The organism is Dyella sp., from assembly GCF_036568765.1.
Lineage (GTDB): Bacteria > Pseudomonadota > Gammaproteobacteria > Xanthomonadales > Rhodanobacteraceae > GSA-30.
The window spans coordinates 1-22,474 of sequence record NZ_DATCRY010000102.1; the positions used below are offsets into that span (position 1 = coordinate 1).

27 protein-coding genes and 1 other RNA gene are annotated in these 22,474 nt (G+C 63.0%); 18 read left to right on the top strand and 10 right to left on the bottom strand.

Annotation, left to right across the window (positions count from 1 at the left end; genetic code table 11):
- The 3 genes from VIM98_RS07445 to cydX all read left to right on the top strand — a co-directional run.
- The coding region (locus VIM98_RS07445) for a cytochrome ubiquinol oxidase subunit I (protein WP_331992467.1) at positions 1 to 1,376 on the top strand (1,376 nt) is incomplete at its 5' end.
- Between the two features lie 16 nt (positions 1,377 to 1,392).
- Positions 1,393 to 2,523, top strand: a complete 1,131-nt coding sequence (gene cydB, locus VIM98_RS07450) for a cytochrome d ubiquinol oxidase subunit II (protein WP_331992468.1) — start codon at positions 1,393 to 1,395, stop codon at positions 2,521 to 2,523.
- Positions 2,524 to 2,540: 17 nt separating this feature from the next.
- Positions 2,541 to 2,666, top strand: coding sequence for a cytochrome bd-I oxidase subunit CydX (gene cydX / locus VIM98_RS07455; protein ID WP_331992469.1), 126 nt, complete (start codon positions 2,541 to 2,543; stop codon positions 2,664 to 2,666).
- Between the two features lie 136 nt (positions 2,667 to 2,802).
- Here the strand turns inward: cydX and VIM98_RS07460 are convergent, their stop codons facing one another.
- Positions 2,803 to 4,152: an aminopeptidase P N-terminal domain-containing protein gene (locus VIM98_RS07460; protein WP_331992470.1), complete on the bottom strand. Its 1,350-nt coding sequence runs from the start codon at positions 4,150 to 4,152 to the stop codon at positions 2,803 to 2,805.
- Positions 4,110 to 4,673 carry a UPF0149 family protein gene (locus VIM98_RS07465; protein ID WP_331992471.1) on the bottom strand — a complete coding sequence of 188 codons (564 nt, stop codon included), beginning with the start codon at positions 4,671 to 4,673 and terminating at the stop codon, positions 4,110 to 4,112. The genes VIM98_RS07460 and VIM98_RS07465 overlap by 43 nt, the downstream gene beginning before the upstream one ends.
- Before the next feature lie 103 nt (positions 4,674 to 4,776).
- Here VIM98_RS07465 and VIM98_RS07470 point away from each other — a divergent pair, with 103 nt between their 5' ends.
- From VIM98_RS07470 to VIM98_RS07505, 8 genes are all read left to right on the top strand, one after another.
- The gene (locus VIM98_RS07470; protein WP_331992472.1) at positions 4,777 to 5,031 is read left to right on the top strand and encodes a TIGR02449 family protein; all 255 of its coding nucleotides are present in this window, start codon (positions 4,777 to 4,779) and stop codon (positions 5,029 to 5,031) included.
- 57 nt (positions 5,032 to 5,088) lie between these two features.
- A complete protein-coding gene (locus VIM98_RS07475) occupies positions 5,089 to 5,403 on the top strand; it encodes a cell division protein ZapA (protein ID WP_331992473.1) in 315 nt (104 codons plus the stop codon).
- A 7-nt stretch (positions 5,404 to 5,410) separates the two neighbouring features.
- Positions 5,411 to 5,600: non-coding RNA, 6S RNA (gene ssrS / locus VIM98_RS07480), on the top strand.
- Between the two features lie 87 nt (positions 5,601 to 5,687).
- Positions 5,688 to 6,299 (top strand): 5-formyltetrahydrofolate cyclo-ligase, encoded by a 612-nt coding sequence (locus VIM98_RS07485; RefSeq protein WP_331992474.1) that lies wholly within the window; start codon positions 5,688 to 5,690, stop codon positions 6,297 to 6,299.
- The gene (locus tag VIM98_RS07490) at positions 6,296 to 6,781 is read left to right on the top strand and encodes an EVE domain-containing protein (protein WP_331992475.1); all 486 of its coding nucleotides are present in this window, start codon (positions 6,296 to 6,298) and stop codon (positions 6,779 to 6,781) included. The genes VIM98_RS07485 and VIM98_RS07490 overlap by 4 nt, the downstream gene beginning before the upstream one ends.
- 33 nt (positions 6,782 to 6,814) lie before the next feature.
- On the top strand, positions 6,815 to 7,624 hold the full coding sequence (locus tag VIM98_RS07495) for a sulfotransferase (protein ID WP_331992476.1): 810 nt from the start codon (positions 6,815 to 6,817) through the stop codon (positions 7,622 to 7,624).
- A gap of 60 nt (positions 7,625 to 7,684) precedes the next feature.
- On the top strand, positions 7,685 to 8,326 hold the full coding sequence (rpiA, locus tag VIM98_RS07500) for a ribose-5-phosphate isomerase RpiA (protein WP_331992477.1): 642 nt from the start codon (positions 7,685 to 7,687) through the stop codon (positions 8,324 to 8,326).
- Positions 8,327 to 8,465: 139 nt separating this feature from the next.
- Positions 8,466 to 8,846 carry a hypothetical protein gene (locus tag VIM98_RS07505; protein ID WP_331992478.1) on the top strand — a complete coding sequence of 127 codons (381 nt, stop codon included), beginning with the start codon at positions 8,466 to 8,468 and terminating at the stop codon, positions 8,844 to 8,846.
- A 50-nt stretch (positions 8,847 to 8,896) separates the two neighbouring features.
- Here VIM98_RS07505 and rpe read toward each other — a convergent pair whose 3' ends face one another.
- The 3 genes from rpe to VIM98_RS07520 form a co-directional block, all read right to left on the bottom strand.
- Entirely contained in the window at positions 8,897 to 9,568 is a 672-nt protein-coding gene (gene rpe, locus VIM98_RS07510; RefSeq protein WP_331992479.1) for a ribulose-phosphate 3-epimerase, read from the bottom strand.
- A gap of 153 nt (positions 9,569 to 9,721) precedes the next feature.
- Positions 9,722 to 10,519 (bottom strand): co-chaperone DjlA, encoded by a 798-nt coding sequence (gene djlA, locus VIM98_RS07515; protein ID WP_331992480.1) that lies wholly within the window; start codon positions 10,517 to 10,519, stop codon positions 9,722 to 9,724.
- Positions 10,516 to 10,824 (bottom strand): c-type cytochrome, encoded by a 309-nt coding sequence (locus VIM98_RS07520; RefSeq protein WP_331992481.1) that lies wholly within the window; start codon positions 10,822 to 10,824, stop codon positions 10,516 to 10,518. The genes djlA and VIM98_RS07520 overlap by 4 nt, the downstream gene beginning before the upstream one ends.
- A gap of 105 nt (positions 10,825 to 10,929) precedes the next feature.
- Between VIM98_RS07520 and VIM98_RS07525 the strand changes: the two genes are divergently transcribed.
- From VIM98_RS07525 to VIM98_RS07535, 3 genes are read left to right on the top strand one after another with little or no spacing between them, the layout of a single operon-like run.
- Entirely contained in the window at positions 10,930 to 11,826 is an 897-nt protein-coding gene (locus tag VIM98_RS07525; protein WP_331992482.1) for a phosphoribosylaminoimidazolesuccinocarboxamide synthase, read from the top strand.
- A 25-nt stretch (positions 11,827 to 11,851) separates the two neighbouring features.
- Positions 11,852 to 12,337, top strand: coding sequence for a DUF962 domain-containing protein (locus VIM98_RS07530; RefSeq protein WP_331992483.1), 486 nt, complete (start codon positions 11,852 to 11,854; stop codon positions 12,335 to 12,337).
- Positions 12,334 to 12,747, top strand: coding sequence for a hypothetical protein (locus VIM98_RS07535; protein WP_331992484.1), 414 nt, complete (start codon positions 12,334 to 12,336; stop codon positions 12,745 to 12,747). The genes VIM98_RS07530 and VIM98_RS07535 overlap by 4 nt, the downstream gene beginning before the upstream one ends.
- Positions 12,748 to 12,759: 12 nt before the next feature.
- On the opposite strand, the gene VIM98_RS07540 is transcribed toward VIM98_RS07535, so the two are convergent.
- Complete coding sequence (locus tag VIM98_RS07540; RefSeq protein ID WP_331992485.1) at positions 12,760 to 13,092, bottom strand: hypothetical protein; 333 nt, start codon at positions 13,090 to 13,092, stop codon at positions 12,760 to 12,762.
- A gap of 148 nt (positions 13,093 to 13,240) precedes the next feature.
- A complete protein-coding gene (locus VIM98_RS07545; RefSeq protein ID WP_331992486.1) occupies positions 13,241 to 13,564 on the bottom strand; it encodes a hypothetical protein in 324 nt (107 codons plus the stop codon).
- Positions 13,565 to 13,694: 130 nt separating this feature from the next.
- Here VIM98_RS07545 and VIM98_RS07550 point away from each other — a divergent pair, with 130 nt between their 5' ends.
- Complete coding sequence (locus tag VIM98_RS07550; RefSeq protein WP_331992487.1) at positions 13,695 to 14,261, top strand: RNA polymerase sigma factor; 567 nt, start codon at positions 13,695 to 13,697, stop codon at positions 14,259 to 14,261.
- Positions 14,258 to 14,677: a hypothetical protein gene (locus VIM98_RS07555; protein ID WP_331992488.1), complete on the top strand. Its 420-nt coding sequence runs from the start codon at positions 14,258 to 14,260 to the stop codon at positions 14,675 to 14,677. The genes VIM98_RS07550 and VIM98_RS07555 overlap by 4 nt, the downstream gene beginning before the upstream one ends.
- A gap of 4 nt (positions 14,678 to 14,681) precedes the next feature.
- On the opposite strand, the gene VIM98_RS07560 is transcribed toward VIM98_RS07555, so the two are convergent.
- Positions 14,682 to 16,811, bottom strand: a complete 2,130-nt coding sequence (locus VIM98_RS07560) for a beta-agarase (protein WP_331992489.1) — start codon at positions 16,809 to 16,811, stop codon at positions 14,682 to 14,684.
- Between the two features lie 228 nt (positions 16,812 to 17,039).
- Between VIM98_RS07560 and VIM98_RS07565 the strand changes: the two genes are divergently transcribed.
- Positions 17,040 to 17,795 carry a carbonic anhydrase family protein gene (locus VIM98_RS07565; RefSeq protein ID WP_331992490.1) on the top strand — a complete coding sequence of 252 codons (756 nt, stop codon included), beginning with the start codon at positions 17,040 to 17,042 and terminating at the stop codon, positions 17,793 to 17,795.
- Positions 17,796 to 17,892: 97 nt separating this feature from the next.
- On the opposite strand, the gene VIM98_RS07570 is transcribed toward VIM98_RS07565, so the two are convergent.
- Positions 17,893 to 19,218 carry an APC family permease gene (locus tag VIM98_RS07570; protein WP_331992491.1) on the bottom strand — a complete coding sequence of 442 codons (1,326 nt, stop codon included), beginning with the start codon at positions 19,216 to 19,218 and terminating at the stop codon, positions 17,893 to 17,895.
- An 84-nt stretch (positions 19,219 to 19,302) separates the two neighbouring features.
- The gene (locus tag VIM98_RS07575; RefSeq protein ID WP_331992492.1) at positions 19,303 to 20,760 is read right to left on the bottom strand and encodes an alanine/glycine:cation symporter family protein; all 1,458 of its coding nucleotides are present in this window, start codon (positions 20,758 to 20,760) and stop codon (positions 19,303 to 19,305) included.
- A 299-nt stretch (positions 20,761 to 21,059) separates the two neighbouring features.
- On the opposite strand from VIM98_RS07575, the gene dinB reads away from it, so the two are divergent.
- Complete coding sequence (gene dinB / locus VIM98_RS07580; RefSeq protein WP_331992493.1) at positions 21,060 to 22,157, top strand: DNA polymerase IV; 1,098 nt, start codon at positions 21,060 to 21,062, stop codon at positions 22,155 to 22,157.
- The last annotated feature ends 317 nt before the right edge of the window (positions 22,158 to 22,474 follow it).

Sequence of the window (22,474 nt, forward strand, 5' to 3'; positions counted from 1 at the left end):
TCGGCATCAACTTCGCCATGGGCGTGGCCACCGGCATCACCATGGAGTTCCAGTTCGGCATGAACTGGGCCTACTACGCCCACTATGTCGGCGACGTCTTCGGCACGCCGCTGGCGATCGAAGGCCTGATGGCCTTCTTCCTCGAAGGCACCCTGGTCGGCTTGTTCTTCCTGGGCTGGGACCGCCTCTCGCGCGTACAGCACCTGCTGGTGACCTGGTTCCTGGCCCTGGCCACCAGCTTGTCGGCATTGTGGATCCTGATCGCCAACGGCTGGATGCAGAACCCCGTCGGCGCCGCCTTCAATGCCGAAACAATGCGCATGGAGACGACCTCGTTCGCCGAGGTGGTCTTCAATCCTGTCGCGCAAGCAAAGTTCGTACATACGGTGAGCGCGGGCTACGTGCTCGGCGCGATGTTCGTGCTGTCCATCAGCGCGTGGTACCTGCTGCGCGGCCGCAATGTCGATTTCGCCAAGCGCTCGATGACCGTAGCGGCAAGCTTTGGCCTAGCGGCGGCGCTGAGCGTGGTCGTACTGGGCGACGAATCGGGCTACACCGTCTCGGAAAACCAGAAGATGAAGCTGGCAGCGATCGAGGCTATGTGGGAAACCGAGCCCGCGCCGGCATCGTTCACCGTATTCGGCATTCCGGACGTCCAGCAACGCACCACTCATTTTGCCCTGCAGGTTCCCTGGGCAATGGGCCTGATCGGTACCCGCTCGCTGGACAAACCGATTCCCGGCATCGCCCAGTTGCTGGACGAAACCAAGGGCAAGATCGACAACGGCATCCTTGCCTACGACGCCATGCTGGTATTGCGCGAGGACAAGAACAACGCACAAGCCAAGGCCATCCTCGCCGCGCACGACAAAGACCTGGGCTATGCCCTGCTGCTCAAGCGCTTCATCGACGATCCGCGCAAGGCCAGTGCGGAGGACATCCAGAAAGCCGCCGACAGCACCATTCCGAACGTGCCCGTGCTGTTCTGGTCGTTCCGCATCATGGTCGCCTGCGGTTTCTATTTCATCTTCCTGTTCGGTTTGTCGTTCTGGCTGGCGAGCAAACGCCGGCTGGATACCAAGCGCTGGTACCTGAAGATGGCGCTATGGAGCCTGCCGCTGCCCTGGGTGGCCGCCGAGCTCGGCTGGATCGTGGCCGAATATGGCCGCCAGCCCTGGGCGATCGAAGGCATCCTGCCAACCTCGCTGGGCGTATCGACGGTAACCGCAGGCCAGGTATGGACATCGCTGGGCGGCTTCGTGCTGTTCTACACGGCGCTGGCGATCATCGACGCGACATTGATGGTCAAGTACGTGCGCAAAGGTCCCGACGGCCTGGGTATCTGGCCGGCAGCCCCCCACTCCGACAAGGCCTGACGAGGAGAGCGGCACCATGTTCGACTACGAAAGCTTGCGGGTGATCTGGTGGGTGCTGCTCGGCGCCCTGCTGATCGGCTTCGCCATCATGGATGGTTTCGATTTCGGCATTGCCGCGCTACTGCGCGTGCTCGGTCGCGACAACGACGAACGCCGCGTGGTGCTCGAGACCATCGAGCCGGTCTGGGAAGGCAACCAGGTCTGGTTCGTGCTCGGCGGCGGCGCGACGTTCGCGGCCTGGCCGATGCTTTATGCCGTGTCCTTCTCGGGTATGTACCTGGCTATCGCGCTGGTGTTGCTGGCCTTCATTCTGCGGCCGGTCGGTTTCAACTTCCGCAGCAAGGTGCACGATCAGCGTTGGCTGAATACATGGGACTGGGTCCTCACCGGCTCGGGCATCGTGGTCATGCTGATCACCGGCGTGGCATTCGGTAATCTTTTCCTGGGCGTACCGTTCGCCTTCGACGGCGACTTGCGCATGAGCTGGCACGGCAGCTTCTTCGAATTGCTGCATCCATTCGCCCTGGTCGCCGGCCTGGTTTCGCTCAGCATGCTGCTTACGCACGGCGCCTGCTGGGCGGCGCTGAAGACCGAAGGGGCAATTTGCGATCGCGCGGTGCGTTTCGCACGCTGGTCGGCCCTGATCTATGTCGTCCTGTATGTGCTGGCTGGCATCTGGCTGGGCTACGGCGTGCCGGGCTATGCGATCGTCGGCCCAGCGGTGACCGATGGCGTTTCCAATCCTCTGCTCAAGGATGTGGTACGTGGCAGCAGCTGGTTTGCCAGCTACATGCAGCATCCATGGTTCTGGTTGGCACCGGCGGCGGCCTTGCTTGGAGCACTAGGCGTACAGCTGCGTATCGCCGCACGCGGATTGAGCGCGTTCCTGTGCAGCAGCCTGATGGTTGCCGGCACCATTCTCTCGGCTGGCTTCGCGCTGTTCCCCTTCCTGCTGCCGTCCAGCCTGAATCCAAAATCCAGCCTCACCGTATGGGATGCGTCGTCCAGCCACGGTACCCTGGGTATCATGCTCGGTGTAACGGTCGTGTTCCTGCCGATCGTCATCGCCTACACCAGTTGGGTCTTCAGCGTGCTGCGCGGCCGCGTGACGCTCGAACATATCCGTCAATCCACCCACCATTACTGAGCCGGAGGCATCAAGCCATGTGGTACTTCTCGTGGATTCTCGGCCTGGGCCTGGCCTGCGCCTTCGGCATCCTCAACGCGATGTGGTACGAGCTGCATGCGACAGACGAGGCGCATGCCAGGAAAGAGCCGCCGAAGGAATGAGTGGAGAGGAGTGAGGAAATAAAGAACGTCCGCAGGCATGTCGGCGCTTTTTTGCTTTACTTATGCCTCACTCCTATTTCCTCGCTACCGCGCCTATTTCCTCGGTACCGCGCCTATTCCCTCGCTAGCGCGGCGGCTAGCGCGCTGCCAGTAACGCCTCGATCTCTCCGGCATCCTTGGGCACGGCACTCGTCAACACCTCGTTGCCGTCCTTGACCACGGCCACATCGTCCTCGATGCGAATGCCGATGCCGCGCCAGCGTTCGGCCACGCCGGTGTCGCTGGGCGGGATATAGATGCCCGGCTCCACCGTCACCACCATGCCCGGTTCGAGCAGGCGCGGTTCGCCTGCGACGCGATAGTCGCCCACGTCATGCACGTCCAGGCCGAGCCAATGGCCGGTCTTGGCAGGATAGAAACGCTTGTAGGCACCCGAGACGATGGCTTCGTCAGCATCGCCTTCCAGCAAACCCAGCGCACACAACCCTTCGGCAATCACCCGCACGGCCATCTGGTGCGCGGCATCGAAGGGACGACCGGGCCGGACTTCATCGATCGCCGCCGATTGCGCTTCCAGCACCAGTTCATAGAGCATGCGCTGCTCACGACTGTAGCGACCGCCGACCGGAAAACTGCGACTGATATCGGACGCGTAGCAATCGAGCTCCGCCCCCGCATCGATCAACAGCAAATCGCCTTCGCGCAGCATGGCGCGATTGGCGGTGTAGTGCATGACGCAAGCATTGGCACCGGCGGCGACGATCGGTGGAAAGGCCGCGACCGCGCCACGACTGCGCATGCTGCGCAGGAGTTCGGCCTCCACTTCATATTCGTAGCGCCCCGGCAACGCCATCTGCATGGCAGCCAGATGCGCCTCGGCAGCCATCGCCGCCGAGGCACGCATCAGCTTGAGTTCGGCGCGTGATTTGTACAGCCTGAGATCGTGCAGCAGATGACCCAGCGCGACGAATTCCTTGGGCACCACGCCGCCGCCGCGCAGCTGACGCAGGCGACGCATCCAGCCGAGCAGGCGAGCATCGAATTCGGGTTCGCGGCCAAAATGGCAATAGACGCGACCGCGCCCTTCGATCATGCCGGGCAGGATGTCGTCGATATCGTCGATCGGGAAAGCATCGTCCATGCCATAGACGTCGACCGCGCGCTCGGTACCGATCGATTCGCCATGCCAGCGCTCATGCTCCGGATCGCGCTCGCGGCAGAACAGCACGACCTCCCCATGCTTACGACCAGGGAGCAGCGCCAGCACGCTTTCCGGCTCAGGGAAACCTGCCAGGTAATGCATGTCCGAGTCCTGGCGATAGGGCCAGTTGGCATCGGCATTGCGTACGCGTTCGGGTGCCGCGGCGATCAGCAGCACCGCGTCCTCGCCGGCCATGCGCATCAACTGCCGGCGACGGCGCGCATATTCGTCCGGCTGGATATTCAATGCACGGTACTGCCGGCCTGGCCGCCATCGCGGGCGCATTCGGCGAACAACAGCATCGCTGCGACGCGCACGAATTCGTGCACCTCGATCAAGGCGTCTTCATCGTCGCCCTCTTCGCCGAAGTCCAATTCGGCGGCGGCAATACTACCCAAGTCGCGCAAGATTTCCTGAGCTTCGTCGGAAAGCTTGCGATGCGCGTCGGTACCGGCGAGACCGAATCCGCCGAGGAAACCGCGGCACCAGTCGACCAGGGCTTCGGCACGTTCCGGCAAGGCGCGATCGTCGGCCGGCAGGAGGGGTTCGAAACCCAGTTCCGGATCGTCCAATTCAGCCCGCGTTTGCTTCACCAGGCGCTCAAGCAAGGATTGGTCCGCCGCCGTCGGGTTGACCTCCTCGCCATCGAGGTGCAGAACGGCCAGCAGCGACTGCCGCCCCACGCGCCCGCCTCCGGCCAGGAAACCGCAGAGCGAACCGTGCAGTTCGCTGCCCCGCGCCCCCAGCCGGAGACGTGCCGTGAGCTCGTCGAGCTCGTCGTGGCCGATCCACTCGTTGACGGTCATGACACCGTATCCTTTCGTCATACAAGAGATTGCAAGTTTAGCCTTTTTAGACCGGTCGGCCGCGCCTGCTGACTTCGCCGGACGTCCTGCTATAGTGCCAGCCATGAGCATGCCCGAACCCCTCCAGTCCGACGCATTCCAACCCGATCCGATCCGGGAAGAAGTCGGCGCGTTGAACGAGCGCGTAGACCGCTTGCTGGATATCGTGCATCGCTTGCAGGAAGAGAATCGCAGCTTGCGTCTGAGCCAGGAACAATTGGCCAGCGAACGCGCCGGGCTGATGGCACGCAACGAGCAGGCGCGCAGTCGTGTCGAAGCGATGATCCAGCGCCTCAAGGCACTCGAGCACAGCGGCTGATCGAAAAGGATCTCGCTGAAACCCAAGCGCGAAACCCACGACGATGAGTACCGTCAGATGAGCACGAGTGAACCGGTCGCACTGCGACTGATCGATCGAGAATTTTTGATCGCTTGCGCACCCGAAGAGCGCGATGGGCTGCTGGAAGCCGCCGGCTACCTGGATCGCAAGATGCGCGAGCTGCGCTCTGCCGCGAAGGCGCCAGGTTTCGATCGCCTGACCGTGCTGGCGGCGATCAGCATCACGCATGAATTCCTCGCCTTGCGCAAGCAGAGCAGTGGCCAAAGCCACAATATCGGCGACGAACTGGCTGCGCTGCGTCGCAAGATCGACGCGGCGCTGGACGCGCAGCAGCATGGGCACTTAAAATAACTCTCGGCGTTTTCTGCGGTGTGCGCCAGCGCACTCTTACATTTGCCTTGTTCCTAAATACGGCCCCGGGTCGGTTTCGTCATTGGCTGTTGTGCATGTCCGCCCTCGAGCGGAAAGCCTCGAAGCCATGCAGGCCCTCCCACCTGATCCATCGTGGATCAAGGTCGTTTGGTGGGCAGCGGCATCGCGGTTGACGCCACCTCTTCCGCCACCGCCCCGATCGCCAGGATGGTCGATCGCGGACGGCCGGCACATGACCCCCGGCAAGACCCAGGAGACGCGACGTGGATGTGCAGCGACGCGAGCTACGCAAGCAGCTGGCTGAACGCCGCCGCGCCCTTTCCCCCGCCGAGCGCATCGCCGCGGCCCAGGGCCTGCGCCGCAGCCTGGAGCAACTGCCCGAATACCTGACCGACGTCCGCGTCGCCGGTTATTGGGCCTGTGACGGCGAGTTGCCGCTGAACCTTGTCATTCCCCCGCTGGCCACCCGCGGTCAGCAGTTCCTGCTGCCCCTGGTCGGAGACGATGGCACGTTACGCTTTGCCCCCTGGCAGGCCGGCCAGGACGTGCAGCCGAACCGCTATGGCATCCCCGAGCCGACCGAGCCCAAAGAATGGCTGGCGCCCTTCCAGCTCGACCTGGTACTGGTACCGCTGCTGGGCTTCGACCGCCGTGGCAACCGCCTGGGCTATGGCGGCGGCTACTACGACCGCAGCTTTGCCTTCCTGCGCGACCAGCAGCGCCCCACCGAGCCGCTGCTGGTAGGCGTCGCCTACGATTTCCAGGAGCTGCCGCAACTGGACCGGCAGGATTGGGATGTGACCCTGGACTATGTCGCGACCGAAACCGAACTGATCGACTGTCGCGCCACCGAAGAAGACGGAACCCCCGCATGACTCCCAAGCGAAGCAGCCCCGATCGAATCAGCCATTGGCTGATGAAGACCGAACCGGAAACCTTTTCCATCGACGATCTCGAGCGCAAGGGCCAGGAAGCCTGGGACGGTGTGCGCAACTATCAGGCGCGCAATTTCATGCGCGATGGCATGCGTGTGGGCGACAAGGTGTTTTTCTACCACTCCAACTGCGCCGAACCGGGCATTGTCGGCTTGGCCGAGGTGGCGACAGACGCCTATGTCGATCCTACCCAGTTCAATCCCAAGAGCGACTATTTCGATGCCGCCAGCACCCGAGACAATCCGCGCTGGATGCTGGTGGACGTCAAGTTCGTCCGCAAGCTCAAGCGCACCATTACGCTGGACGAACTCAAGCAGCATCCTGCCCTGGCCGAGATGGCGCTGGTGCGTAAAGGCAACCGGCTATCGGTGATGCCGGTAAGCGATGCGGACTGGAAATACATCCTCGCGCTGGAGAAGTGATCCGTCGCGCAACCGCCGTTCTCGAGGAAAGCCATGGCCCGCTTCCATTTCATTTCCGGCTTGCCGCGTTCCGGTTCGACGCTGCTGGCCGCGCTCCTGAAGCAGAATCCACGCTTCCACGCTGGGATGAGCAGCCCGGTCGCAGGCATGTTCGCCGCCATGATGGGCGAAATGAGCGAACGCAACGAGTTCTCGGTATTTATCGACGATGCGGCACGCCAACGTGTCGCACGTGGGTTGTTCGACAACTTCTATGCCGACAGCGAAGCGGAGATCGTCTTCGATACCAGCCGCTCCTGGTGCGCGCGGTTGCCGGCAGTGGCCGAACTGTTTCCGGAAAGCCGCGTGATTGCCTGCGTGCGCGACATGCCCTGGATCATCGACAGCATCGAGCGCGTCATCCGCAGCAATGCCTTCAGCCCCTCGTCGATCTTCAATTTCTCCACCGGCGGCACGGTGTATTCGCGCGCCAACGGCCTGGCCTCCAGCGACGGCATGATCGGCTACGCCTATGACGCGCTCCGCGAAGCCTATTACGGCCCGCACGCCGACCGTCTACTGCTGCTGCGCTACGAAACGCTGACGACCCATCCCAAGCAGGCCCTCGCCGCTGTCTACGATTTCATCGGCGAGCCGGCTTTCGCGCACGATTTCGAGCACATCCAGTTCGATGCCGAAACGTTCGACCGCCGCGCCGGCACACCCGGACTGCATACAGTGCGCCCACGCGTGGCGGCCGAAAAGCGCCAGAGCGTCTTGCCGCCCGACCTGGCCGCGCGTTTCGAGCGCGACGCCTTCTGGAACCAGCAAGGGCTCAATCCGCGCGGCGTACGAATCGTATGACCGTGCGCTGCCGCCCCGAATAAGGGATCATAGGCACCTTTTTCAAGCAACGGTGGTGTCATGAGCAGCAACGAAAAGCGCCTGGCGGGCGAAGCCGCCATCCGCTACGTGGAAAAGGGCGCCATTGTCGGCGTCGGCACCGGTTCCACCGTCGCCTTCTTCATCGATGCCCTGGCCGACCTGCGCAACGACATCGAGGGTGCGGTTTCCAGCTCCGAGCAGTCCACCGCCCAGCTGAAGAAATACGGCATCCCGGTGCTCGACCTCAATGCCACCGGCCCGTTGAATCTCTACATCGACGGCGCGGACGAATGCGACCCGCAGCGCCGGCTGATCAAGGGCGGCGGCGCGGCACTCACGCGCGAGAAGATCGTCGCCGAAGCCAGCGCCAAGTTCGTCTGCATCATCGATTCGAGCAAGCGTGTGGACATACTGGGCAAGTTTCCTCTGCCGATCGAAGTGATCCCGATGGCGCGCAGCCTGGTCGGGCGCGAGATCAGCAAGCGCGGCGGCCAGCCGGTGTGGCGCGATGGCGTGACGACCGATAACGGCAACTGGATCATCGACGTGCACGGCTGGCAGATCGCCGACCCCGTCGGCCTGGAAAGGGATCTGAACCAGATTCCGGGCGTGGTCGCTGTCGGTCTGTTCGCACGCCGCCCGGCCGACGTGGTACTGATCGGCGACCAAGTGATGGCCTAGGGCGTTCGGATTGCTGCCGCCACGGAAACAGTGCGTTGAATCCGACGCACTGAACCGGGGCATTGAATTGCGGTCGCGCGGCTCCAGTTAGCTGACAGGTTTCCATCGTCCTACCCCCCAAGGACAAAGGTAAGCAGTCATGCGCGCACTACGCTCTTTGGTGCTCGCCCTGGCAATGCTGTCCACCACCACCGTCGCAATTGCACAAGAGACGGCCCCTGCGGTCAGCCTGGCTCAGCTCGGCGAGGTTTTCGTGAAGTCCGGACACATCATTCCGGACGGCTATCTCGACCGGCGCGTCACGGTCAGCGCCGTGGTGGCCGATTCGGCCAAGCGTGTCGGCGATGAGGTTGTGGTTCCGCTGACGGACAACGCGGCCAATGTGCAAGGCCAGGCGTCGATCGAGCGCTTGTCGGCGACGAAAGCCCGTTCGCTGCACCAAGGGCAGATGTTCAGCGCAGTGTGCACGGTACAGTTCACGACGAGCGGGCCGTTGAGCCTGGGCGATTGCGATCTTTGAGGCGGCAATAGCTTCCCCCGCGCCTTCTGGAAAAAAAGGGGAAGCTTGCCTCAGTCCTCCATTGCGCGATGCATCGCCCCGATCACCTGCGCATAGTCAGGTGCATTGAAGATCGCCGAGCCCGCAACAAACGTATCGGCACCCGCAGCGGCGATTTGCCCGATATTGTCGGCCGTCACGCCGCCATCGACTTCCAGGCGTACCGCGCGACCGCTTGCATCGATCCGGCGGCGAACCTCGCGAATCTTCTCCAGCGATTCGGGAATGAATTTCTGGCCGCCGAAACCCGGATTGACCGACATGATCAGCACCAGGTCGATCTTATCGAGCGTGTAATCGAGCCAGTTGAGTGGCGTGGCGGGGTTGAACACCAGGCCGACCTGGCAACCTGCTTCGCGAATCAGGCCAATGGTGCGGTCTACGTGTTCGCTCGCTTCCGGGTGGAAACTGATCGTGCTGGCGCCGGCCTTGGCGAAATCCGGCGCGATGCGATCGACCGGCTTGACCATCAGGTGCACATCGATCGGTGCGACGATGCCGTAGTTGCGCAGCGCCTTGAGCACCATCGGGCCGATCGTCAGATTGGGCACGTAATGATTATCCATCACATCGAAATGGACCCATTGCGCACCGGCGGCGAGGGCCTTGGCGGTGTCCTCGCCGAGCCGGGCGAAATCGGCCGAGAGGATGGAGGGGGCGATGATGGGAGATTGCTTGCTCATAATCATCCGGAGATGGGAGAGGGATTGTGGGGCGCACAGTCGCGCGTCGCCGGGATTTTTGTCGAACGCCGCTATGGATCGCTCGCCTGGGAAGGATAACGGTACTCGCCCACGCGGGCATGCGCCCCCGCTGCCCGTCTCCCATTCCCGCTCTTACTTGAACCCGCGTTCGCCCTTGATCCGCTCGTAAGCCGCATTGATCTCGCTCGCCCGCGCCTCGGCGCGACGGCGCATATCTTCCGGCAGGTCGCCCAGGCGGTCTGGGTGATGTTCGGAAATCAGCTTGCGATAAGCGCGCTTGATCGCACGGTCGTCGGCGCTACGCTCCACGCCGAGCACGGTATACGGATCCGGGCCCTGCTGGTTTCGCTGCGGGGCATAGCCGCCGCCATGACCGTAGCCGCGCGAACCGCCCGTGCCGGCGTTCCAGGCGTAGCCCTTCATCGCCATCAGCGCCATCAATTCCATGTCGCTCACGCGCAACGCGAAGGCCAGCTGGCGCAGCAGCGACATTTTCTCCGGTGGCGGATTGCCCTCGGCCAATACGGTCTCGATGACGACATCCAGCACCGGGAAAGCATGATCGCGGCGCAGACCCACCCAACGGCGCAGGCCATCGATGGACGGCGTCACGTCGAACTCGGGCTGCTTGCCGGCATTGAAGCTCTCGATCGCCTGTTTGCGCTGCTCGGCGTCCAGGCCCATGCGTGACATCAGCCGTTCGGCAACGGCGATTTCCTCCTGCGAAACGCGGCCGTCGGATTTGGCCACCGCACCCAGCAAGGCAAACAGCGGGCCGATGAAACCACCGACCTCGGGTGTGGCATAGCGGCGCTTCTGCCGCACGCCGTCGATGATGAAGCCGGCAATGCCGCCCACGATCATCCCGGGCAGTCCGTGCCCCAGCAACAGGCCGGCCATCGCCAGCCAAAAGGTCCACATCAGATTCATGGTGTCGCTTGTCCAGGCGCCTGCGCGCTGTACCACTGTGCCAAGGCATCGAGATCCTGGTCGCTGACCGGGCCGATCGCCGCCTTCATCAACGGCGCGTTGCGGCGCCCGTCGCGGTATTGCTTGAGCGCCCCGCGCAGGTAATCCAGGCGTTGCCCGGCCAGATTCGGCGCGCCGGGGATCTGTGCCATGCCGGTCTCGCCGTGGCAGGCCGCGCACAGGCCCAGCCGCGCCGGCTTGACCGGTCCGGCGGCCAACGCAGGCAAGGCGGTGAGCAGGAATGCCGCGATCAGTACGGTTCGCATGGGCGACGCAAAGGGTTAAAAACGTCGATTCTACCAGCGCAGCCGCGCTTTGCCTGACTGTGAAGGTTACAATTGTGGGCTCGGCATGACCCTACGGAGCGCCCCGTGCCCACCACCCTGCTGCAATCGAACCTGCCTGGCCTGAACCTGGTCCACCGCGGCAAAGTCCGCGATGTGTATGTCCTGCCGGACAACCGCCTGCTGATCGTTGCCAGCGACCGGCTCTCCGCCTTCGACGTGGTGCTGCCCGACCCGATTCCGGGTAAAGGCGAAATGCTGACCCAGATGTCCAACTTCTGGTTCGGCAAGACGGCTCACCTGGTGCCGAACCACCTGCTGGACGTGCCGCTGCAAAGCGAGCTGCCCGAGGGCACCAACCTGGCCCTTTATGCGCGCCGGAGCGTGGTCACGCGTCGACTCAAGCCAGTACCGGTGGAAGCGATCGCGCGCGGTTATCTGATTGGATCGGGCTGGAAGGATTACAAGGCAACCGGCGCAGTGTGTGGCATCTCCTTGCCCTCGGGCCTGCAGCAGGCCGAACAATTGCCCGAACCGATCTTTACGCCCTCGACCAAGGCCGCGGTGGGCGATCACGACGAGAACGTCAGTTTCGATAGCGTGGTCGATGCCGTCGGTGCCGATCTGGCCGAACAAGTGCGCGACGCCACCTTGCGTATCTACAAATGGGCAGCCGCCTACGCGGCCGAACGCGGCATTATCATCGCCGACACCAAGCTCGAATTCGGTACCGACGAAGACGGCAAGCTCTACGTGATGGACGAGATGCTCACCCCCGATTCGTCGCGCTTCTGGCCCGCCGACTCGTACCGGGTGGGCATCAGCCCGCCCAGCTACGACAAGCAGTTCGTGCGCGATTACCTGGAGACGCTCGGCTGGAACAAGCAGGCGCCCGGCCCGCACGTACCAGCCGAGGTGATCGCCGGTACGGCCGCGAAGTACGCCGAAGCCTTGCAGCGTCTGGCTGGCATCGCGCTGGATTAAGCGTGAGGTTATTCGAGACGCCCTGATGTACACGCGCGAGGAAAACGAAGCGCGCTTCGCGCAGCTGCTCGATCGTTACGACCAGGATCATCGCCAGGCAGGCCATCGACGCCTGCTGGCGCTCTGCCTGCCTTTGCTGCTCTGGTCCGCCATCGCCCTCGTCTGGACGATTCCCGTGCCGCCGGGCATCGGTCGACCGGGCTTGTGGTCGGTCGGGCTGCAGGTACTGCTGTTCACCTGGTACTGGAAGCATTCGCGGCGCCTGGGCCTGGCGATGTTCATAGTCATGCTCGCGCTGTCGCTGCTGACCTATACGATCGACATCGACATCGCTCCCTCGCGCCTGCGCAGCATCGCCACCGTGACCTTGCTCGCAGGCGGCTTTGGCGTGCTTGCCGGCCGCCTGCTCGAACGTCCTCCGCTCGGCCTGCGCGACGCGCTGGCCGGTCTTTTCGTGGGTCCGGCCTGGCTGCTGGATCGTCTCCTGCAACGTATCGGTCTCGGCTCATGACGCAACAATGGCTCACCGCCCTCAGCGTGCTGTTCTGGTGGGTGCTCTACGGCAGTATCGGCGCCATCGTGCCGGCCATCGTGACCTGGTTGGTATTGCGCTGGACCGAACGCTGCCCGGTGGTGTTCAACCGCGCCTATCTGGCCTGCCTGTTGTGGAACCTGGCCGCGCTGGCGATGCTGGGCGGCATGGCGGCACATACCGGACATCTGCGGCCACCCTATGGCCCCTTGCTCGCCTCCAACGTCTTCCGCTGGGTACTGGTGGCGAACATGCTGGTCGGTGCCATGCTGCTGTGGCGCTTGATCCCACGCGCGGACGCACACCGCATCCGCCTGACCAGCGCCTGCATGGCCGTCGCCGTGGTGACCGCCCTTGGCTTCGGCATCGCCACCTCGCTGGCCGCCTGAGCAGCTCACCTTTCAGGGCGCTGCACGTTGCCAATAAAGGCGGGTGCGCAACCCGCTGTAACGACATACGTCGATCCGCTGGGTCATCACCCGGCGATCGACGAACGTGATACGGAAATCGCGTCGACAGCCACCCTCGTCGCGTAAGCCCAACGTCGCCGATTCGCTGCCGTGCAGCAGCGTTGCGTCATCCATCGTCTCCCATGCACTGTTGCTACCGGCGCGAACTTCGACACGTTGAATCGTGCTTGGCGCGTCGTTGATCACCTCCACATAATGCGTCGGTTGAGCGTAAATCGGCGCAATCAGAAACGCAGACAAAACCATCCCGTAAAGCAGGCGCATGGCGGCCTCCATCTGTAGGTGGACATCGAAGGAAAACACCCGTCCGATCCGCTTGAGAAACAAGCGGGAAGGATTCGCAAGAACCAGGCTTAATGGATGCGGCCGGAGCTTTTAAGGATTAAAGCTCCGGCTGGGAAAATCGCTTTCTTCAGCTCATCCGGCGCGTCAGCGCGAAGAACACCAGATTGCCCAAGCCAGCCGCACCGGCCAGGATGGCTACGCTACCGGCATTGAATTCGATGCCGTATATATACTGATTCAGGCCAAAGCCCAGCGACAGGGCAAGCAGCACGATACCCCAGCGCAACGACGCCTGACGACGCTGCAATTCCTCCGACTTCATCAGGGATTCCACCCACTCGCCGGGCACACCCTGCCTCAGCATCACCGTGCGGATACGCAGATCGACCAGCAATTTGATCGCATAGGTAATGCAGGCGAACAAGAAAATCGGGACAAGCACATTTTCCATGACGTTCTCCACTACGCCCCAAGCGGGCTTAGGGCAGAAGATACGGTCGTGGCCGCACCGGTTGCAGCGAAGGCCATTGCAACCGGAGCGGCATCGGACGTATCTGCATTGGCATGGACGATGTCGCGACATGACCGAAGACCAACGCCTGGTCCAAGCCGTGCTGGCCCGCAAAGCGGGGGCATTCGAGCGCCTGGTACGCGAGTACCAGGGCTTGTGCTGGCATATCGTGTACCGGATGGTGCGCCACCCGGAGGATGCGCGTGAGCTGTGCCAGGAGGTCTTCCTGCGGGTGCATCGCTGCCTGCACCAATACCGCGGCGACAGCGCACTTAAATCCTGGATCGGCCAGGTCGCCTACACGATCGCTCTGCGGCATCTGCAACGGCGGCGCATTCCCCTGGTCGAACCACCGGATGACGAGGACGGCCAGAACCCCCTGGAACAGATCGACGACGGTTTCGACCTGGAAGCGGCCTGTGCCGACGAGGAGTTGAACCGGCATCTGCAAGCCGCGCTGGAATCGCTGCCGCCCCTGCCCCGCACGGTGCTGACGCTGTATCACCTCGATGAGCTCAGCATTGCCGAGATTGCCATGGTGACCGGACTTGCATCGGGCACCATCAAGAGTCATCTTTTCCGTAGCCGTCGGCAGCTGCGCGAACGGCTCGAACAGCGGATAGGAACATTCTCATGACCCGCGACGACGACGAATGGCAAGTCCAGGAGCACGCGCTCCAGCGCGAGCGCTCCGGTGCCGGGCCAGCCGGCGACGATGCGCAAGTGCGCCGCTATCGCGCGATAGCGCGTGCCCTGCGGCAGGCGCCGCCCGACCTGTTACCCGCCGATTTTGCCTCGCGTGTGGCTGAACGCGCCCGGCGCAGCGACCGCGAATCGTCCTGGTCGCCGCGCCTGGAAAACAGCCTGCTGACCGTATTGATGATCCTGCTCGGCTGTGGCTTGGCTGTGCTCGCCTCGCTTCAGGGCCGGGACTGGCTGAGTGCGATCGAGGGATTGGGATTCATCGCCAACCCCTGGATGTACGCCCTGCTCGCCTGCGTGGCCATCTCGCAAGGCATCGCATTGCTGCGTCCGACACCAAGATTGCACTGATCGCTCAGCGTCCGGCTGCCTTGCGATTGGCGGCGGCAGCCGCCTCGACGAAGCTGCCGAACGGAATATCGGTAATGCCGACCAGACCGATATGCATGTTCTCGCCATCGAGCAGACGGCCCGTGACCGGTTCATCGGTGTACTCGAACCAATGTGCACCGACAATATGCGGATCGGCTACGGCAGCCGCGATATAGCGCGCATAGGCTTCGCCACGCTGCTGTTCGTTATAGACAGATACCACACCGGCACCGAACGGGCCGCGATCGCGCGAACCAAAATGGAACTCGCCGATCAGTACCGGCTTGTCCGCCCTGACGGCCATACCGACGTCGAAACCGTGCTGCGGGACATCGGCATAAGCGTTGAAGCTGATGACATCGCAATACATCGCGCAGGCTGCCACCGCTTCGGGCGTATGGACGGCGAAGCGTCCGCCAAGGAACAAGTGATGCGGGTCGTGTCTACGTAAGGCATCGCGCACCACGCGAAAATATGTCGCTGCGTAATCGGTCAACCATGCGCTGTAATCGGCCGCAATGGCTGGATAATGCTCATTCGGCACCGGCGGTACGAAACCTGTTGCGGCTATCGCGTCCCAGGAGGTGAGCCCTATGCCCCAGGCTGCGCCGAGCTTGACCGGATCGCCGTACTTCTCGCGCAGTTTCGCCACGAACGCTTGCTTAGCCTGGCTGCGCGCCTCGCCCTTGAGCGTACCGATAGCCAGACCCCAACGCCCATCCGGCCCCAGGCCGGCCCAAGCCAGCTCGTTGTCGGCGAAATAGCCCAACAGCCATGGATCGTCGGCAACATCCTGTGCGGCCTTCGCCGCGGCCCGGTCCGCGGCTTGAACAAAACGGGGGTCGTAGGGATCGGGCATGCGCCCCCAATAGTCGTAGCCGCTGGAAACATTACCGAACACGCCGTCGACGATCATGGCGCGGGTATAGGCAAGCCGGTGCGCTTTACCCAATGCGTCATCGCTCCAGTTGCCAAGCGTGTTGAAGCCCCAGCCTGCCAGGCGCGCAAGCGTGCGTGTACGCCACGCGTGCATCCAGGCAGCGCCGTCGAGTCGATACAGATTGGCCGCGTAGAAATCGAACCAACGACCGTGATTGAAGGCCAGACCCTGCCGCGAGGACGCATCGGCCTGGCGTAGATCGGCGTTGCCATAAAACGCTGCCCACTCGCCCGCCTCGACAGGCAGATCGCGGAACATTGCCTGGCGTCCTTCGATATAACTGCGCCCGCCATCGGCGACGACGGCGTTCACACCCAAAGAGAAAAAGGCATGCCCCTCGGGCGTCACCAGCCACCAGCGGCCATCGCGCTTTTCGCTGCGAAACCAGCCATTGGCCTTGAAGGCCGGCAAGTCCAGCCTGCCACCATAACGATCGAGCGATGCCGGCGCGGTCTGCCGCAAACGCGTCGCGGCATCGGCCTGCGCCTTGCGCAGAGCATCGTCCGAAGCGATCTTCTCCTGCCATTGACCGCGCGTGTACTGGCCCCAGCGATCGACCATGCCGGTATAGGTATCGCGCAATGCATTGCCGGTAACGGGTTGTACCTGGCCTAGCAGCAAGGTTTGCGGTGCCTGTGGCGCAGGCAGACTCAAACGCACGCGCCGTACAGCGCGCAGATCCAATTGCCCATCCACCGTAGTCGCCAGCAAAGTACGCTGGCCCCCATGGTCGATCGGCATCGGTGGACCGAATTGCATGCCTTCCCCGCGCGGCGAAGCGGATTGCAACGGTAGCACCAGGGTTTGCGCTGGACCGGCCGGCAAAGCCACGGTCGCATGCAGGTGCTGCCCGGCAGCAACGCCATCGACGTCCACATTCAAGGTCACATCCCAGCCCATCGCGTTCTGCACGGCGATATGCAGCTCGTTACGACCGGCCCAGTTCCAACCGGTTGCCGGAGCTTCGATCGCCAACTGCGGTGCGGCAGCGGGGAGGAAGGTATAGCGCCGTTGCCGGCCGCCTTCGGCGTTGGTCTCCACCGCGGCGGCTCGCTGGACCTGTGTCAGCTTCACCGGCGCATCTCCGGCCAGATCCACCGTTTCGCTGCCGCCAGCGGCATGACAAGCCGCCATGACCAGAGCAGCGAGGCCGCCGAGCGCTACTCGCCTCATCCCGATAACCCTCGTGCCGGAAAGTTGCAGTATCGGCGATCGCAAGCACATTTGGAGTGAGGGACGCCGGCCCTCGCCAAGGCCGCGCCCGCGATGGCCGCGCGGCCGGGGGCAGGCCCTAGCTTGGAGCCCCAAGTCGGCGGATGATGACCGCGCCTGCGCAGGGTGCCATTCCTGGGTTGCAGGCCACACTCGTGCCTGACTCATGTTCTTCCTAGGAGGGAACTCATGAACACGCCTGCTTGCTGTGACTCGGAACCCGAAATCCATCGACGTCGAACCCTGTTGAAAGCAGCCCTCGGGGCTGCCGCACTCGGAAGCGTGGGCTTTGCCGGTCTGGGCATATCCGGCCCCGCCTACGCCCAGGCCTTGACCGAAGCCGAACGCGACCGGCTCACACCCGACGGCATCATCGAGATGCTCAAGGCCGGTAACGAACGGTTTCGCACTGGGAAAATGCAGCAACACGATTATCTGGCGCAGAAGCGAGCCACTATCGGCAGCCAATATCCGGCAGCGATGATCCTGAGCTGTATCGATTCGCGCGCTCCGGCCGAAATCATCATGGATACCGGCATCGGCGATGCTTTCAATGCCCGCGTTGCCGGCAATGTGGTCAACGACGACCTGATCGGCAGCATGGAGTTCGCCTGCCGGATCACCGGTGCCAAGGTCATCGTCGTGATGGGACATACCGCCTGCGGCGCCATCAAGGGCGCCATCGACGGCGCGCAACTCGGCCACCTGACCGCGCTGCTGGACAAGATCAAGCCGGCCGTTGCGGCAACGCATTACGATGGCGAGCGAACCAGCAAGAATGCAGCCTTTGTCGATGAAGTGGCCAAAACCAATGTCCACATGAACATCAACGAGATTCGTCAGCACAGCAGCGTACTGGCCGACCTGGAAAGGGAAGGCAAAATTAAAATGGTCGGTGCGCTATATCGCTTCGAAGGCGGGCGCGTCGAGTTTTTGGATGCGTAGCGACAATCCACGTTTTTGACGCTGAACTGGAAAACGGGGCGCGGAAGCGCCCCGATCAGCGCTTGCGCCATCGCAACCGACGCTTCGCCTCGATCCCTTACCTTCGCTGCGCCGACCAGAAGCGCCAGCCGTAGTAAACCGGCACGCCGATCGCGATAAGCAACAGGCTCATACCGGCATCGCGCGGCGAATTGATCGTGGTGGCAACGATCACGCCAAGCACCATCGACACGAACAGCAGCGGCATCAAGGGATAGAACGGCACGCGATACGGCGATGGTTCGGCGGCAAAGCGACGGCGATACCAGAACAGCGTGGCAATGCCGAAGGCATGCGATAACCACTCGCCCACCGTCGTGTAGTCGAGCAACTGACCGAAGCTGCCTGACAAAGCCAGGACGATCGCCCACACGCCGAGCACGACCAGGGCCACCTGCGGCGCCCGCGTGCGCGGCTCGATATGCCCTACGCCGCGGAAGAACATGCCATCGGCACCCATGGTCTGCAGCACGCGCGCACCGCCGGCAATAGCGATGCTGCAATAGCCAAACGTGGAACAGGCGATACCGATCGCGATCAGCGTGGCACCGCGGTCGCCAAGCCATGCGCGCACCAGGTCCGCTGCCGGCGCGTGACTGGCAGCCAGGCCCGCATGACCGAGGCCGGCCAGATAGGCGATGTTGATCAGCACATAGCACACCACCACCGTACCCATGCCCAAGGCCAGCGCGCGCGGCAATGTACGCTGCGGGTCGCGCACTTCGCCGGCAAGGTCATTGAGATAATGGAAGCCGCCATAGGTAAACAGCACCGGCAACAAGGCGCCAAGGAAGCTCCACGAGCTCACCGGATGCGCGGTGTCGGCGCTAAATACCAGACCGAGCCTGCCCTGCGCCAGAGCGATACCGGCGACCACGACCAGCACGATGGCCAACAACTTGAGCAGCGTGAACAGGTTCTGCATGCGCGCGCCGGCACGAATACCGAACAGGTTCACGCCGACGATAAAGGCGATCGCGCCGGCAGCGACCGGCTTGACCCAGAACGTCGAAAGGCCGAGCGCCACGCAAAGGTAATCGGCGAAGGTGGTCGCCACCGCCGCGACACTGCCGGGGTAGTTGATGAGCGCCATCGTCCAGCCGAACAGGAAGGCCGGCAATTGTCCGAACGCTTCGCGCAGGTAGATATAGACACCGCCCGCTTGTGGCCGTCGTGCACCGAGCTCGGCGTAACAAAGCACGCCGGTCAGGGTCAGCAAGCCACCGACGGCCCACAGCAACAGCAAGGCCCAACCCGAGCCAGTGCGCTCGGCGACAGTCGAAGCGCTACGGAAAATACCGGCACCGATGACACCGCCGACCACGATGGCGGCGGCGTCCCAGGTGCCCAGGCGACGTAGATAAGCAGGGGCGGTTTCAGTCATAAGGGCCAACCATGCCATCCCTGACGGATTCGGACTAGTCCCAGAGGCCACGATAATGCGCGAACCGCATCGGCACCCGGCAGATCACTGGCCTGCCTGCTCCACGGCCCGATCGCCGCGCCGCCAGACGCTCGCACCGGCAATACCTAGACGCACCGGATCGAAGCTCGGATCCGCGCCCGCTCTGCGCTGCTCCTCATAATCCTTCAGCGCGCGCAGCGCCGGTTTTTGCAAGATGAAAATGGCGACGATGTTGAGCCAGGCCATCAGGCCGACGCCGATGTCGCCCAGCTCCCAAGCCGATGCCGTCGTCTTTATCGTGCCGTAGATCACCGCGCCGATCACGCCCAGTCGCAGGGCAAACAAGGGCCACCGCCGGCTCGACCCGCGATTGATATAAGCCATGTTGGTTTCGGCCATGTAGTAATAGGCCAGCAAGGTCGTAAAGGCGAAGAACAACAGCGCCAGCGCGATGAAACCTTTGCCCCAGCCGGGCAGCGTCGCTTCGACCGCATGTTGGGCGAACCCCGGGCCGACCTCGACCCCCGGAAGCGCCTGCACGATCCACGTCTGGTCGGGTGCGATCACGTTGTACATCCCCGAGGACAGAATCACGAACGCCGTGGCCGAGCACACCAGCAAGGTATCGATATACACCGAGAATGCCTGCACATAGCCCTGCTTGGCGGGATGGGAGACTTCTGCCGCCGCCGCCGCGTGCGCGCCGCTACCTTGGCCGGCCTCGTTCGAATAAATACCGCGCTTGACGCCCCATTGGACCGCAACGCCGATCATGGCACCGAACGCGGCATCCAGACCGAATGCGCTACGTACGATCAGCATGAACATGTCCGGCAGCCGCTCGGCATTCAAGACCATGATGACCGCTGCCACGAGCATGTAAGCGATGGCCATAAAGGGAACCACCACCTGTGTGAATCGGGCGATGCGCTTGACCCCGCCGAAGATAATGAAGGCCAGCGATACCGACAACAGCGCGGCGGTCGCCCAGGAAGGCACGCCCCACGCGTTCCGCAGGCCCGCGGCAATGCTGTTGGCCTGCACGCCAGGCAATAGCAACCCCGCGGCGATAACCGTAACGCCGGCGAACAGCCAGGCATACCAGCGCCATCCGGTGCCTTTCTCGATGTAATACGCCGGGCCGCCGCGATAGTGGCCGCGCTCGTCTTTCTCTTTGTAGATCTGTGCCAACGTCGATTCGACACATGCAGTCGAAGCTCCAAGAAAAGCCACGACCCACATCCAGAACATCGCCCCTGGGCCGCCGAAGGCAATCGCGGTGGCCACGCCCGCGATATTGCCGGTGCCCACGCGCACGGAGAGCGTCATGGTCATGGCCTGGAACGAGGATATACCCGACGAGGTCGCACGCCCCTGCACCATCAGGCGAATCATGTCGCCCAGCCCGCGCAACTGCATGAAGCGGGTACGTACCGAAAAATAGAGACCTGTGCCTAAGCACAGATAGACGAGCACCGGGCTCCATACCAAGCCACTGATCGTGCTGATGACTTCGTTCATCGCGTTCTCTCCGTGTCCAGAACTACTCCTTGCGAGCCTTGGGGCTCGGTGCCGATCCTCAGGACAATTAGGGATCGGCCGCAAGCGTTCGACGATACGCGACGTCATCGGATTCAACAACCGGCTAGCGGCAATGCGATTCAAGACCATCTAAACGCAGGACAACTCGTAGAATTTCCATCGATTCCGGACAAATAGGATCAGTCCGAAATGCGGGTAAGCTACAGCTGCGGCTGGACCTGCGCGCCCCCGGGCTTTCGCCCTAGAATCATGTCAGGCTTCCCTCGTCGCAAACCCCGGTGCCCCACCCGCCACGCAAGATTCTCCACGTCGACATGGACGCCTTTTACGCGTCCGTGGAGCAGCGCGACGACCCGTCGCTGCGTGGCAAACCTGTGGTGGTGGCCTGGCGCGGCGCACGTTCAGTGGTCTGCGCAGCCAGCTATGAAGCCCGCAAGTTCGGCGTGCGTTCGGCAATGCCGGCGGTGCGTGCAGAGCGGCTGTGTCCCCAGGCGATCTTCGTGCCGCCGGATTTCGTACGCTACAAGGCCGTGTCGCGGCAGGTTCGCGAGATCTTCGCCCGGCATACCGACCTGATCGAGCCGCTGTCGCTGGACGAAGCCTATCTCGACGTCACGGTCACCAAGACCGAACTACCGAGCGCGACAGCCACGGCCGAGGCGATCCGCGCGGCGATTCGCGAGGAGACCGACCTTACCGCGTCCGCCGGTGTCGCGCCGAACAAATTCCTCGCCAAGATCGCCTCCGATTGGCGCAAGCCCGACGGGCTGTTCGTGATTCGTCCGCACCAGGTGGCGGCCTTCCTCGCACCACTGAAGGTCGGCAAGCTGCCAGGGGTAGGCAAGGTGATGGAGGCCAAGCTTACCGATATGGACGTGCACACCGTGGGCGATTTGCGTGCGCTGGGACAAGCCGTGCTGGAGCAACGCTTCGGACAGTGGGGGCGACGACTTTACGAGTTGTCGATGGGGATCGACGAACATCCGGTTTCGCCGGACCGGCTGACGCTGCAGGTGTCGGCTGAGGATACGTTCGAAAAAGATCTGACCTTGGATCAACTCGAACCGCATATCCGCCGACTGGCAGAGAAGACATGGGCTGCACACCAACGCGAAGCGCTCGGCGGGCGGATTGCACGTACCGTGGTGCTCAAACTCAAGACGGCCGATTTCCATACGCTTACACGTAGCGTGACGCCATCGGTGCGGCCGCGCTCGGTGGAGGAACTGGCCGACCTGGCTTGCGCGATGCGCGAGCGCGTGCAGCGCGACGAGGGTGAGCTTTACCGGCTGGTCGGTGTGGGGCTTTCGGGGTTTGTCGAGCAGGAAAGTTTTTTGGCGCAGGGGGATTTGTTCGATCTGGAGTCAGAGGGCTAGCTGGGCTACCCCCTCACCCCAACCCTCTCCCCCGGCAAAGCCAGGGGAGAGGGAGCCGTCTGCGCAAATGCGAAGTAATGAGGCTCGCCTCAGTGCGCTCCCTCTTCGCTGGCTTCGCCGGGAGAGAGCGGGGCCTCTGCGCAAATACGAAGTAATGAGGCTCGCCTCAGTGTGCCCCCTCTCCCCTGGCTTCGTGTATGGACCGGGGACATAGGTAACAGGTGTTCGGGGACATGGGTTACACCTCACGGAGGTCTCTGTGAGGTGTCTCATGCCCTGGAACACAAGGAATCTTATGTCCCTCCGCTCCGAGTTTG